The organism is Clostridioides sp. LIBA-7602 (genome assembly GCF_056688945.1).
On record NZ_CP196991.1, the window covers coordinates 4,026,294 to 4,038,634 of the forward strand.

Here is a 12,341-nt window from a genome sequence, read left to right on the forward strand (position 1 = left end):
TTAGTCCTTAATTATGGTTATCGCATTTGCTATAGCATAATCTTTTGAATGTGATATTGAAACTTTTATTTCTAAAACATTATAATCTATGCACATTTTTGTGAGATTATTATAAGTTTTTACTATTGGTTTTCCCATTTCATTTCTGAGAACTTCTATGTCTTTAAAGTTAAATACTCTAATCCCTGTACCCATAGATTTACTTATAGCTTCCTTAGCTGCGAAATTACCTGCTATACTTTCTGCTTTAAAATTCTTAGAATTAAAATACTCAATTTCTTTATCAGTAAATATTTTTTCCAAAAACCTATTGTTTTTTTCTACAGCTTTTCTTATTCTGTCAATTTCAATTATGTCTACACCAATATCAAATATATTCATTGTTCCTCCAGAAAATTTATAATGCTTCTTTAAATATTAATAATGAATTTATAAATTTACTATTGATAATACATATTATTATTTAGTTTATGTTACTTATCTTAATTTAATAATCATTATAATAAAATTGTAACTTTTAAAATTATTTGTAATGAATATTATATACAAATCTATTATATTATTTATTATACTACACAACTAAGCAAATTTTTTAAATTTTATAAAAATTTTATATATATTTATTATATGAAGATGATTTCACTTACATAAAATCAATCTAAACCTTCTTTATATTCTTAATTACAACATAATTTTGCAGTAAATTTAAACTTTTTGTGAATTTATTGTCACTAAAAACTTACATTTTTTTCGTTATTTTATTAACATCAAAAACAAAAAAAGTCATTTTATCCAAAATATTTTTTGGTCAAAATGACTTTTTAGGATATAAATTAAATTATTAAATCCACTCAGCAGATTCTGTTAATATAACTGTTTTATTTTGAGCTACATTAACAAATCCTTCTGCTATTTTCGCCTCTTTAAAACTTCCATCTTTTTTTATCTTTAAAATTCCTACAGGTATACCCGAAACAAATGGTATATGACCTTTCAATACCCCTTTGTCTCCTTTTGTAGTTCTAACTACTACCATTTCAACGTCTCCATCATAAAAAGTATTATCTGGAGTTACAACTTTCAATGAAAATTCACTGGCCATGACTACATACTTCCCTTCGCTTTTTTAACAGCATCTTCTATTGTTCCTACAAACAAGAATGCTGACTCTGGTAAGTCATCATGTTTACCTTCAAGAATCTCTTTAAATCCTCTTACAGTCTCTTTAACAGGAACATATTGACCTGGATTTCCTGTAAATTGCTCAGCAACTGTAAATGATTGAGATAAGAATCTTTGTATCTTTCTAGCACGTGCAACTATTAACTTATCTTCATCAGATAATTCGTCCATACCAAGTATAGCGATTATATCTTGAAGTTCTTTATATCTTTGAAGTATTGATTGTACACCTCTGGCTACTTCATAATGTTCTTTTCCTACTATATTAGGGTCAAGAATTCTTGATGTAGATTCAAGAGGGTCAACTGCTGGATATATACCCAGTGATGATATTTGTCTAGATAAAACTGTTTTTGCATCTAAGTGAGAGAATGTTGTAGCTGGTGCTGGGTCAGTTAAGTCATCTGCTGGTACATAAACCGCTTGAACAGATGTTATTGAACCTTTTTTAGTTGATGTTATTCTCTCTTGAAGTGCACCCATTTCAGTAGCTAATGTTGGCTGATAACCAACAGCTGATGGCATACGTCCTAGAAGCGCTGAAACTTCTGAACCAGCTTGTGTGAAACGGAATATATTATCAACGAAAAGTAAAACGTCTTGTCCTTGCTCATCTCTAAAATGCTCTGCCATTGTAAGCCCAGTTAAAGCAACTCTCATTCTTGCTCCAGGCGGCTCGTTCATCTGACCAAACACTAGAGCAGTTTTGTTTATAACTCCAGATTCACTCATCTCTCCATAAAGGTCATTACCCTCTCTTGTTCTTTCTCCTACTCCTGAGAATACAGAAATACCACCATGTTGCTTAGCAATATTGTTTATAAGTTCTTGTATTAAAACTGTTTTTCCTACTCCTGCTCCTCCAAATAGACCTATTTTTCCACCTTTTAGATATGGTGCTAGTAAGTCAACTACCTTAATACCTGTTTCCAGTATTTCAGCTGTAGTTTCTAGTTCATCATATGCTGGTGCTGGTCTATGTATAGGTAATTTAGGTGCAGATTTTGGAGCTGGTTTTCCATCAACTGGTTTTCCAAGAACATTAAATATTCTACCTAAAGTCTCGTCTCCAACAGGAACGCTTATTGGTCCACCTGTATCTACAACTTCCATACCTCTTACAAGTCCATCTGTTGCACTCATAGATATACATCTTACAGTATCATCACCTATATGTTGAGCAACTTCTGCAACTATTTCTTTATCTCCTAACTTTATTACTAACGCATTTAATAAGTTAGGTAGGCTTTGTTCACTATCAAACTTAACATCTAGTACAGCTCCTACAATCTGTACTACTTTACCTACATTTGCCATTTCCTAACCTCCCTATTTTAGAGCTTCAACTCCACCAACTATCTCTGTTATTTCTTGAGTTACAGCTGACTGTCTTGCTCTGTTATAACTTAACTCTAAATTAGATAGCATTTCATTCGCATTGTCTGTAGCTGATTCCATCGCAGTTCTTCTAGCACCTTGCTCTGATGCAAAAGACTCCAAAATTCCGCCATACACTGTACCTGATATAAATTGAGGTACAATATAACTTAAAACTGCCTCTGCTGATGGTATATATTGTACTTTTGATTTACTTTGATTTTCTTCTTTTATTACAATTCCATGGTCATCTGTATCTTTTTCAAAAACTAATGGAAGCAATTTTAAAATTTCAACTTCTTGTGATAAAGCTGATTTAAACTTTGTATAAGAAATATAAACTTCATCTACCTCACCTTTTTTATACAGGTCAATAATAGTTTGTGAAATTTCTATCGCATCTTCATATCCACAAGCTTCAACACTACTTATATCTTTTGCTATATTGTAATCTCTTTTGGAAAAGAATTCATGAGCTTTCTTTCCTACAGTTATAACTGTTTCCTTTTTACCTTGCATATGAGATACAGATTCCTTTAATACATTGGAATTGTATCCACCTGCAAGACCTCTGTCTCCAGCCACTACTATATAGCACTTATTTTTTACTTCTCTTTCTTTCAAAAATTCATTTCTAACTCCACGTGTTGTTTGGGCAATATCTTTTACTGTATCGTACAAAGTATTAAAGTATTCTCTTGAATCTTCAGCTTTTTCTTTTGCCTTTCTAAGCTTAGAAGATGCAACTAGTTCCATCGCTTTAGTTATTTGTTTTGTACTTTCAACAGTTCCCATACGTGTTTTGATTGCTTTAATTCCAGCTCCTGCCAATTAATTTACCTCCTTTTTTAAAAAGGATTATACTTCAACAACAAACTTTTCTTTAAATTCATTTATTGCATCTGTTAAATCATGAGTGAAGTCCTCTCCACCTAATATTTTTCTTGATATTTCTGGATAATTATTATCTACAAATGCATACAGTTCTGATTCAAATCTAGCTATATTATCTATTGGAATATCCTCTAGATGATTATTTATAACAGCGTATATTATCATAACCTGATTTTCAACTTTTATTGGTTGATGCTCACCTTGTTTTAATATCTCAACGATTCTTTCACCTTGAGCAAGTCTCTTCTTAGTATCTTCATCTAAGTCAGAACCAAATTGTGAGAATGCTGCAAGTTCTCTATATTGTGAATATGCAAGTTTTAATGTACCTGCAACTTTTTTCATTGCTTTAATTTGCGCAGAACCACCAACCCTTGATACTGATATACCAGGGTCAACTGCTGGTCTTACACCTGAATAGAATAACTCTGGTTGTAAGTATATTTGACCATCTGTTATAGATATAACATTTGTTGGTATATATGCAGAAACGTCACCAGCTTGAGTTTCTATTATAGGTAAAGCAGTCATTGAGCCTCCACCTAATTCATCTGATAACTTAGCTGCTCTTTCAAGTAATCTTGAATGTAAATAGAATACATCTCCAGGATATGCTTCACGTCCTGGTGGTCTTCTAAGTAATAATGACATTTCTCTATATGCAACGGCTTGTTTACTTAAATCATCATATACTATAAGTACATGTTTTCCATTATACATAAATTCTTCACCCATCGCTGCTCCAGCATATGGTGCTATATATTGAAGTGGTGCTGATTCAGATGCTGTTGCTGAAACTACTATTGTATAGTCTAAAGCTCCACCTTTTTCTAGTGAATTAACTAATTGAGCTATAGTAGAACGTTTTTGCCCAATTGCTACATATATACATATAACATCTTTTCCTTTTTGATTTAATATAGTGTCAATAACTATAGATGTTTTACCAGTTTGTCTGTCACCTATTATTAACTCCCTTTGTCCTCTACCAATTGGTATCATTGAATCTATTGATTTGATTCCTGTTTGTAATGGTTCATAAACAGACCTTCTATTTATTATACCAGGTGCCTCAGATTCAACTGGTCTAGTTTTTGTATATGCTATAGGTCCTTTTCCATCTATTGGTTGACCTAGAGAATTTACAACCCTACCTATTAAAGCTTCTCCAACTGGAACTTCAACTATTCTTCCAGTTCTCTTAACTATATCGCCTTCTTTTATTCCACTGTCATCTCCAAGTATAACAGCTCCAACTACTTCTTCTTCTAAGTTAAGTGCCATACCATATATTTCACCTGGGAACTCTAGTAACTCACCAGACATAGCTTTTTCTAATCCATATACACTCGCTATACCATCCCCAACTGTTAAAACACTCCCTGTATCTGTCAACTCAACTTTATTCTCATAATTTTTTATTTGCTGTTTAATTATAGAACTTATTTCTTCAGGTTTTAAGTTCATGGGTTCACCGCCATTCTTAAGATATTACTTCAGATAGCTTTTCTTTCATCTTATCTAGACGAGTTTTTACAGTGCCATCTATCTGTTCATTTCCAAGTCTAACTAGAACTCCCCCTAGTATAGTCTTGTCAACTACATTTTCTATAGTAACATTTTTGTTGTATTTACTTGAAAGTTTAATTTCAAGTTCTTTAATATCTGTTTCACTCATTGGAATAGCACTTATTGCTACACCAGCAATTACATTATTTTTCTTATTTAATAATTCTTTATAAGCTAATTCTATATCTTCTAAATATGATATTCTATCTTTATCTACCAAGACTTTTAGGAAGTTTTTTATGTTCAAACTTACTTCCTTACTAAAAATAATTTCTACCAAGTTTTTCTTTTCTGATTTTGAAACTAATGGTGATTTTAAAACTTTGTAGAAATCTTTACTAACTTTAGTCATCATATCTACTACTTTTTCTAATTCTTTGAACAATGCATCAGTTGAATTTTCTTCTTCTCCTAATTGAAATAGGGCTTCGGCATATCTGTTGGCTATTACATTTATCATTTAGCTTCCCCTACCTCTTTTATAAAGTTTTCTATCAATTCCTCATGCTTAGATTTATCTAAATCTTTTTCAATGACCTTAGATGCTGCAAGTAGTGCTATATTAGATATATCATTCTTAATTTCATTTATAACCTTTTGTTTTTCTTGTTCTACATCTTTACTTGCTTTTTCTTTTATATCAAGAGCATCTTTCTTTGCAGTATTTACTATATCATCTGATTTCTGTTCTGCTCTTATAGTTGCTTGTTTTATGATTTCTTGACCTTCATCTTTGGCAAAATTGATTTTTGACTCATATTCTTTTTTCAGAGCTAAACCTTCATTTTTTGCTTTTTCGCCTTCTGCCAAATCGTTTTTAATATCATTTTCTCTTGATTCAATTATATTTAATACTGGCTTAAATAAAAGCTTTCTCAGAAGTAAAAATATTATAAAAGTATTAACAATTTGGAACACAAATTCCCATGTTATACCTACTAGTGCTTTCTCCATAATTATCCTCCTTTCCATAAATCATAACTACTTATAATCACGAGAAGATAAAACTCTTCTCATGATTATAAGTTTGAGATGATTTACCTATAAACCTATCTCAAAATATTTAAGGACTAAATCTACATTCCTAAGTATTTAAAGAATGGATTTACGAATAGAAGTATTATTGATACAACCAAACCATATATTGCTGAAGACTCTGCTATAGCAACACCTAGTAATAAAGTTGAAGTTATATCACCTTTAGCTTCTGGTTGGTTTCCTACTGCTTCTGCAGCTTTACCTGCTGCTACACCTTGCCCTATACCTGCACCTATACCTGTTGCAACTGCTATTCCTGCACCTATTGCTGATGCTGCCGCTACTATTGCTGTTTCCATAATTATTTCCTCCTTAAAACTTTAAATTTTTAAATTATTTTATTTTTATCTTAATATAAGTTGATTTCTTAATCTAATTCTCCTGCACTTGATATAAACACCATTGTTAACATTATGAATATATATGCTTGTAACAATCCTGCAAATAAGTCAAAATACAAGTGCAATGGTACTGGTATTAATATCTGTCCAATTGGTATTGATAATCCTGGTATTAAACTGGATACAAAACCTAAAAGTTGATAAAACAGCCCCATTATAATTGTTCCACCTAAAATATTCCCAAATGGACGGAAACTTAACGATATTGGTCTAGCTAACTCACCTATAATATTGATTGGTAACATTATGGCAAGTGGTTGAGCCAATTCTTTAAAGTACGATAATCCCTTAAATTTAACTCCTGCAAAATAAATCATAAAAAATGTAATCATTGCCCATGCAGCAGTTGTATCCAGGTCGGTTGTTGGTGATCTTAATCCAAGTAATGGGCTTAAATTTGAGCATGCGAAAAATAAAAACAAACTTCCTATGTATGGTATCATATATGGCATTCTTTTTATTGTGTTTTTACCCATAACATTTGTAACCATTTTAGCAAGACCACCTATTGCAAATTCCAAAAATATTTGGATTTTACTAGTTGGAACTTTTTTTAAGTTTCTAGTCAAGAAATAAGATGCTATCGCTAAAAAGGCCATTATTCCCCAACTCACTAGTATTGTTTCACTAATTTTAAAGTTTCCTATGAGATAATAATGCGCTTGACTCATACTTATGCCTCCTTCCTCTTTAATTTATTTATAAAGTTTTTTGATAATATGACAAACTTTGTACTCAATAATCCTAATGCTGTTCCGATTATGTTTAAATGTGGTACTTTAGCTGAAGCAATTAGAACAACCGCCATTATAAATAACCTAATGGTATATTGTGCTGATGCATAAGCTTGTGCCTTTCCAGCAGAAAATGTCACCGATTTTTCCAGTGATATTGCCAATAATCTAAAATTTAACATAGCTATTATAGAGCCAAATATAAGTCCTAATAATACTGGCTTACTTAATGTTGATGTTATCAACATTAGCACAATTAAAATTACATCAAATATTACTATACCCTTTGTTACTGACCTTACTTGGTTAAGTAATTTTATATCCAATATATCACTTCCTTCGTGTATATACTATTAGAGTTTTATAAACACCACTGAAAGCTCCTCCAACACCTAACAATAAAAATATTATCGTCAGAACTGGACTAGTATTTAATTTACTATCTAAAAATTTTCCTAAGAAAGTACATCCTAATATTGATATTACAATCATCAATCCTATTTGACTTATTAAACTAAACAACTTTGCAATTTCCATATGTGTATTTCTTTTACTCATAAATAGTATCCCTCATTATTACAAAATAAATAACATTTAATTAATCTATATCATAAATTTATTTAATTATAAAATATATCTTACTACTAATCAGATGATTTTTCAAACACTTTCTTTTAATCATCCTATTCCATTGTCATAATTTAGCATTTATTGTCATGTCATTATCCTTTACTAAAATTTTATAAGCTCTATTCCTGCTTCTTTTAGCAATTCTGTAGACATGTCATCTGGATAATCACCTTCATAAACAATTTTTAATATACCTGCATTTATGCACATTTTTGCACACAAAACACAAGGCCTTGTAGTAACATACAAAGTTGCCCCATCTACACTAATACCATTATGGGCAGCTTGTATTATGGCATTTTGTTCAGCATGTAATGCTCTACATAATTCATGTCTTTCCCCTGAAGGAATATTTAGCTCCTCCCTTTTACATCCAATATTTTCACAGTGTTCAAGATTTCTTGGAGAGCCATTATATCCAGTTGTTAATATTTGTTTGTCCCTTACAATGACAGCACCTACTTGTCTTCTAATACAAGTTGAACGCTTTTTCACTACTTCTGCAATTTCCATGAAGTATTCATCCCATGATGGTCTCATAATTTACTTTTCTCCTCTTTGCTTATGTACTGGTCTTATATATTTATTAGATTTCAAGCTAAATAAATACTTATTTTTATATTATATACACATGTTAATTGAATGTCCAATAAAAAAAGAGCATTTTTACCATTTAAATTTTAAATACCCGTTATATGCTCTCTTTAATCTATTAAATTTATTATATCATCTTAATAAAATATTAATAGCCTTATCTAATATAAATTAATTTTTTGGATAGATTCCTTTGTTTAATATGGCTTCTAAAACCCCTCCAGCTATGCATCTAGCTTTATCTGATATTGTAAAAGCATTCTTAACTTCTTCTTTTCTAGGGTCTATGTCCAGTATTTTTAAATTTTTAGTTACCTTTGCCCCGTCTTTTAATAATCCTCTAAGCACTCCAGATATTGTTGCTCTAACTTCATGTTTTTTTTCATAATCACTAATATAACAAAGTAAGTCTCCCTTTTCAACTATGTCACCTATCTTACATACATTTTCCATTATTCCAGTATACTGTGAATGCATTACCCTCTCTTTAGCAAAACCTTTTATTGCACCTGGTATTCCTGTATTTTTTTCTGCTCTACCATCAGTTATTATTCTTCCTAGGTTATGACCTCTCATTGTTTCTATCACAATATCTACATCTTCCCCTGCACAAAACCCAGGACCTAACGCTATTGTAAGTGGTGCCATTTCTCTAGTTGTACCTAAGTTTTTCTTAGCTAATATTCCATCAACCAAAACAATCGGATTTATCTTAGATAGCATTTCTCCTTTTGGGTCTATAATCAGTGCTACTTTATCTTGAGACAAAGTTTCTTCTATTTCTTTTTCAGTATTACAAAGTATGCACTCCACACCTTCAACAACTACCTTTTTTTCATAAACAGCTTCACAAAAAGAAATTTGTCTTCTTATAGCTAACGGTTCTTCTATTTCTAGAGCAATCACTTTAAAACCACTATTGTGTAATTTATGAATAACTGCTGTTGCTAAATCTCCTGCTCCTCTTACCACTATACAATTTTTCATGTATTATCACTCCTAATAGTATCATTCATACTTTATTTTTAATTAAATTAATACATATCAATTTAATTGTAAGCAACTAACATGCCACATTAAAAAACGCCACTATTTTGTAGATTCCTGTAAAATAGCCATTCTTTTTTAATTGGTAAAAACTTTTTATTCTCAATTCGAGAAATTTATCAATTCAAGAATTACTATTTTGAGAAAAATACATAAAAAGGAACCTTCTTACATAAAATTATATACTACATAAGAAAGTCCCTAAGAAATATTTATAGTTATTTATTTTTATTTAGTTCCAAATAATCTATCGCCAGCATCACCAAGACCAGGAATTATATATCCATGTTCATTTAATCTTTCATCAACTGATGCAACATATATATCAACATCATCGTGATATTTTTGTACTTCTGCTATACCTTCTGGAGCAGCTACTAAATTAGCTAGTTTTATACTTTTAGCTCCTTTAGATTTAAGTAAATCTATAGCTGCTACAGCAGACCCTCCTGTTGCAAGCATAGGGTCAACTACTATTATATCTCTTTCTCCTATGTCTTGAGGAAGTTTACAATAATATTCAACTGGTTTTAATGTTTCTGGGTCTCTATATAACCCTACATGCCCAACTTTTGCTGCTGGCATTAAACTTACTAATCCATCTACCATTCCAAGACCTGCTCTTAAAATTGGAATTATTGCTAACTTTTTACCTGCAACTACTTTAGATGATGTTTTTTGAATAGGAGTTTCTATTTCGACATCTTTTAATGGTATATCTTTTGTTATTTCATATCCCATAAGCATTGCAATTTCAGTTAAAAGTTCTCTAAAATCCTTAGAACCAGTATTTTTATCTCTCATTAAAGTTAATTTATGTTGTATTAATGGATGGTTTGTCTCTACCACTTTACTCATTTTGATAATTCCTCCTGATAAAACTGTAATTTTTATTATTTATTGTGTTTTTCTTCTATTGATTTAATCATATTTACTCTTCTAGCATGTCTATCACCTTCAAAATCTGTATTAATCCATGCCTCAACTATTTCAAGTGCTAGACCTTTTCCTAAAACTCTTTCACCTAATGACAACATATTTGCATCATTATGTGCTTTTGACATTTTTGCAGAAAATACATCTGATACAACTGCACATCTTATTCCAGAAACCTTATTTGCAGCTAGAGATATTCCTATACCTGTACCACAACATAATATTCCATAATCTACTTCTTTATCTATAACTGCATTTGCAACTACTTCTCCATAAACAGGATAATCAACAGAATCTGTCGCATTATTAGTTCCATAATCTACACATTCTATACCTCTACCTTCTAAATAGCTTATTATTTCTTTTTTTAAATTATATCCTCCATGGTCACAACCTAATCCTATCTTCATTTGTTTATCCTCCAATTCATATTTTTTTTACTATTTCGTTGACAGAATACATTATTTCTTCCATAGTATCTCTATAAGTATCTAAATTTCCACCAAATGGGTCAGATATATCTGCCTCATTTTCATTTACAAACCCTTTAAAAGTATACACTTTTTCTTTGCATTTTGGAACTGCTTGTACTAAAATTTCTTTATGATACTTGGTCATTGTTAGTATTATATCTGAGTTATCTATTAATTCCTTAGTAATTACTTTACTTCTATGATTCGACAAGTCTATCCCTAATTCTTTTAATACTTCTATAGAATTTTGGGAAGCATTCATACCATCTACTGTAGATATACCTGCTGATGATATGCAATATCCTTCAATATTTCTTCCTGATTTTTCAATTTCCTTCTTTAATATAGCCTCAGCCATAGGACTTCTACAAGTATTACCTGTACATACAATAAGTATATTCATATTTTACAACTCCCTTTTAAGCCTTTATTACTTTATATCCTGCTGACTTAAGTAGTCTATTCATAATTGCTTGTCCAACTCCAGTCTTAGGGAACTCCTCTGAATATATGACATCAATACCCTTTTTATCCATTTCTATAAGAGCATCAAACAGATTACTTGCAACTTCTTCAAGAGTGCTTCCTAAATCTATCACTTCTCCATCATAAAACTCTCTATTTCTACTAATACACATTACGCCTGTTTTTAGGCCTTTCTCTCTATTAGATTTTATCATATCATTTATCTTTGTTGCTACATTTTCTCTTTTTCCAGATATAATATATACATCTGCATTTGGAGAATAGTGTTTATACTTCATTCCAGGAGCCTTAGCTTTTTGATTATCCTCTTTTTTACTTAATGATGGGTCGAGCTTTACTTCTCCAAGAATTTCTTCTAAAACTTCTTTAGTTATACTCCCTGGTCTCAATATCATTGGAGTTTCTTCTGTTAAATCTAATACTGTTGACTCCAACCCAAAGTTACTATCTCCACCTAAAACTATCCCGTCTACTCTTCCATTCATTTCTTCATAGACATGTTTTGCTTTTGTTGGAGATGGTCTACCAGATATATTTGCAGAAGGCGCTGCAATAGGTACACCAGCTTCTTTTATTATTGCCCTGGCAATAACATTAGAAGGCATCCTTATTGCAACTGTATCAAGCCCCCCACTAGTTCTATATGGAATTATATCTTTCTTATTTAATATTATTGTTATAGGCCCTGGCCAAAGCTTTTCTATAACAAGTTTAGCTTTATCACTTATATCTTTAGCTAAATCATATACTTCTTCTTTTTCATAGATATGGACTATTAATGGATTATCACTAGGTCTTCCTTTAGCCTCATAAATCTTCTTTACTGCATTTTCATCTAACGCATTTGCACCTAGTCCATATACTGTCTCAGTTGGAAAGATAACTGTCTTACCTTCTCTAAGAAGTTTTGCTTGTATTTTTATTTCCTCATAATCAATATTATTTATATCAATACTACTTATAATAGTTTTCATCTTTTG

At 31.0% G+C, this 12,341-nt stretch carries 17 protein-coding genes; all 17 read right to left on the reverse strand.

Annotated features, from left to right (window positions below; all coding sequences use genetic code 11):
* On the reverse strand, positions 1 to 381 hold the full coding sequence (gene acpS / locus ACTG45_RS18660; protein WP_021386379.1) for a holo-ACP synthase: 381 nt from the start codon (positions 379 to 381) through the stop codon (positions 1 to 3).
* A 460-nt stretch (positions 382 to 841) separates the two neighbouring features.
* Positions 842 to 1,102, reverse strand: coding sequence for an ATP synthase F1 subunit epsilon (atpC, locus tag ACTG45_RS18665; protein ID WP_021386388.1), 261 nt, complete (start codon positions 1,100 to 1,102; stop codon positions 842 to 844).
* Between the two features lie 2 nt (positions 1,103 to 1,104).
* On the reverse strand, positions 1,105 to 2,499 hold the full coding sequence (gene atpD / locus ACTG45_RS18670; protein ID WP_021386424.1) for a F0F1 ATP synthase subunit beta: 1,395 nt from the start codon (positions 2,497 to 2,499) through the stop codon (positions 1,105 to 1,107).
* 12 nt (positions 2,500 to 2,511) lie between these two features.
* Positions 2,512 to 3,390, reverse strand: a complete 879-nt coding sequence (gene atpG, locus ACTG45_RS18675) for an ATP synthase F1 subunit gamma (protein WP_021386389.1) — start codon at positions 3,388 to 3,390, stop codon at positions 2,512 to 2,514.
* A gap of 27 nt (positions 3,391 to 3,417) precedes the next feature.
* Positions 3,418 to 4,920, reverse strand: coding sequence for a F0F1 ATP synthase subunit alpha (gene atpA / locus ACTG45_RS18680; protein ID WP_021386417.1), 1,503 nt, complete (start codon positions 4,918 to 4,920; stop codon positions 3,418 to 3,420).
* Between the two features lie 16 nt (positions 4,921 to 4,936).
* Positions 4,937 to 5,482 carry a F0F1 ATP synthase subunit delta gene (locus ACTG45_RS18685; protein WP_021386420.1) on the reverse strand — a complete coding sequence of 182 codons (546 nt, stop codon included), beginning with the start codon at positions 5,480 to 5,482 and terminating at the stop codon, positions 4,937 to 4,939.
* The gene (gene atpF, locus ACTG45_RS18690) at positions 5,479 to 5,976 is read right to left on the reverse strand and encodes a F0F1 ATP synthase subunit B (protein ID WP_021386412.1); all 498 of its coding nucleotides are present in this window, start codon (positions 5,974 to 5,976) and stop codon (positions 5,479 to 5,481) included. Before atpF ends, ACTG45_RS18685 begins: the two co-directional genes overlap by 4 nt.
* A 122-nt stretch (positions 5,977 to 6,098) precedes the next feature.
* The gene (gene atpE / locus ACTG45_RS18695) at positions 6,099 to 6,359 is read right to left on the reverse strand and encodes an ATP synthase F0 subunit C (RefSeq protein ID WP_021386434.1); all 261 of its coding nucleotides are present in this window, start codon (positions 6,357 to 6,359) and stop codon (positions 6,099 to 6,101) included.
* Positions 6,360 to 6,427: 68 nt separating this feature from the next.
* A complete protein-coding gene (locus tag ACTG45_RS18700) occupies positions 6,428 to 7,132 on the reverse strand; it encodes a F0F1 ATP synthase subunit A (protein ID WP_021386413.1) in 705 nt (234 codons plus the stop codon).
* A 2-nt stretch (positions 7,133 to 7,134) separates the two neighbouring features.
* Complete coding sequence (locus tag ACTG45_RS18705; protein WP_021386396.1) at positions 7,135 to 7,521, reverse strand: ATP synthase subunit I; 387 nt, start codon at positions 7,519 to 7,521, stop codon at positions 7,135 to 7,137.
* Between the two features lie 4 nt (positions 7,522 to 7,525).
* The gene (locus ACTG45_RS18710; RefSeq protein ID WP_021386436.1) at positions 7,526 to 7,753 is read right to left on the reverse strand and encodes an AtpZ/AtpI family protein; all 228 of its coding nucleotides are present in this window, start codon (positions 7,751 to 7,753) and stop codon (positions 7,526 to 7,528) included.
* Between the two features lie 174 nt (positions 7,754 to 7,927).
* A complete protein-coding gene (locus tag ACTG45_RS18715; RefSeq protein WP_021386393.1) occupies positions 7,928 to 8,365 on the reverse strand; it encodes a deoxycytidylate deaminase in 438 nt (145 codons plus the stop codon).
* Between the two features lie 225 nt (positions 8,366 to 8,590).
* Positions 8,591 to 9,406, reverse strand: a complete 816-nt coding sequence (gene yqeB / locus ACTG45_RS18720) for a selenium-dependent molybdenum cofactor biosynthesis protein YqeB (RefSeq protein ID WP_021386419.1) — start codon at positions 9,404 to 9,406, stop codon at positions 8,591 to 8,593.
* Positions 9,407 to 9,694: 288 nt separating this feature from the next.
* Complete coding sequence (upp, locus tag ACTG45_RS18725) at positions 9,695 to 10,324, reverse strand: uracil phosphoribosyltransferase (RefSeq protein ID WP_003437840.1); 630 nt, start codon at positions 10,322 to 10,324, stop codon at positions 9,695 to 9,697.
* A gap of 35 nt (positions 10,325 to 10,359) precedes the next feature.
* The gene (rpiB, locus tag ACTG45_RS18730; protein ID WP_479919573.1) at positions 10,360 to 10,812 is read right to left on the reverse strand and encodes a ribose 5-phosphate isomerase B; all 453 of its coding nucleotides are present in this window, start codon (positions 10,810 to 10,812) and stop codon (positions 10,360 to 10,362) included.
* A 16-nt stretch (positions 10,813 to 10,828) separates the two neighbouring features.
* Positions 10,829 to 11,278: a low molecular weight protein arginine phosphatase gene (locus tag ACTG45_RS18735; RefSeq protein WP_021386416.1), complete on the reverse strand. Its 450-nt coding sequence runs from the start codon at positions 11,276 to 11,278 to the stop codon at positions 10,829 to 10,831.
* Positions 11,279 to 11,294: 16 nt separating this feature from the next.
* Positions 11,295 to 12,335 (reverse strand): L-threonylcarbamoyladenylate synthase, encoded by a 1,041-nt coding sequence (locus ACTG45_RS18740; RefSeq protein ID WP_479919574.1) that lies wholly within the window; start codon positions 12,333 to 12,335, stop codon positions 11,295 to 11,297.
* Positions 12,336 to 12,341: the final 6 nt, after the last annotated feature.

Bases quoted from the DNA above. Each gene is read 5' to 3' on its own strand.
- ACTG45_RS18700 (WP_021386413.1), bottom strand. From the start codon at position 7,132: ATGAGTCAAGCGCATTATTATCTCATAGGAAACTTTAAAATTAGTGAA.
- rpiB (WP_479919573.1), bottom strand. From the start codon at position 10,812: ATGAAGATAGGATTAGGTTGTGACCATGGAGGATATAATTTAAAAAAA.
- yqeB (WP_021386419.1), bottom strand. From the start codon at position 9,406: ATGAAAAATTGTATAGTGGTAAGAGGAGCAGGAGATTTAGCAACAGCA.
- atpA (WP_021386417.1), bottom strand. From the start codon at position 4,920: ATGAACTTAAAACCTGAAGAAATAAGTTCTATAATTAAACAGCAAATA.
- ACTG45_RS18685 (WP_021386420.1), bottom strand. From the start codon at position 5,482: ATGATAAATGTAATAGCCAACAGATATGCCGAAGCCCTATTTCAATTA.
- atpE (WP_021386434.1), bottom strand. From the start codon at position 6,359: ATGGAAACAGCAATAGTAGCGGCAGCATCAGCAATAGGTGCAGGAATA.
- atpD (WP_021386424.1), bottom strand. From the start codon at position 2,499: ATGGCAAATGTAGGTAAAGTAGTACAGATTGTAGGAGCTGTACTAGAT.
- ACTG45_RS18710 (WP_021386436.1), bottom strand. From the start codon at position 7,753: ATGAGTAAAAGAAATACACATATGGAAATTGCAAAGTTGTTTAGTTTA.
- upp (WP_003437840.1), bottom strand. From the start codon at position 10,324: ATGAGTAAAGTGGTAGAGACAAACCATCCATTAATACAACATAAATTA.
- atpF (WP_021386412.1), bottom strand. From the start codon at position 5,976: ATGGAGAAAGCACTAGTAGGTATAACATGGGAATTTGTGTTCCAAATT.
- ACTG45_RS18715 (WP_021386393.1), bottom strand. From the start codon at position 8,365: ATGAGACCATCATGGGATGAATACTTCATGGAAATTGCAGAAGTAGTG.
- ACTG45_RS18735 (WP_021386416.1), bottom strand. From the start codon at position 11,278: ATGAATATACTTATTGTATGTACAGGTAATACTTGTAGAAGTCCTATG.
- atpC (WP_021386388.1), bottom strand. From the start codon at position 1,102: ATGGCCAGTGAATTTTCATTGAAAGTTGTAACTCCAGATAATACTTTT.
- ACTG45_RS18740 (WP_479919574.1), bottom strand. From the start codon at position 12,335: ATGAAAACTATTATAAGTAGTATTGATATAAATAATATTGATTATGAG.
- acpS (WP_021386379.1), bottom strand. From the start codon at position 381: ATGAATATATTTGATATTGGTGTAGACATAATTGAAATTGACAGAATA.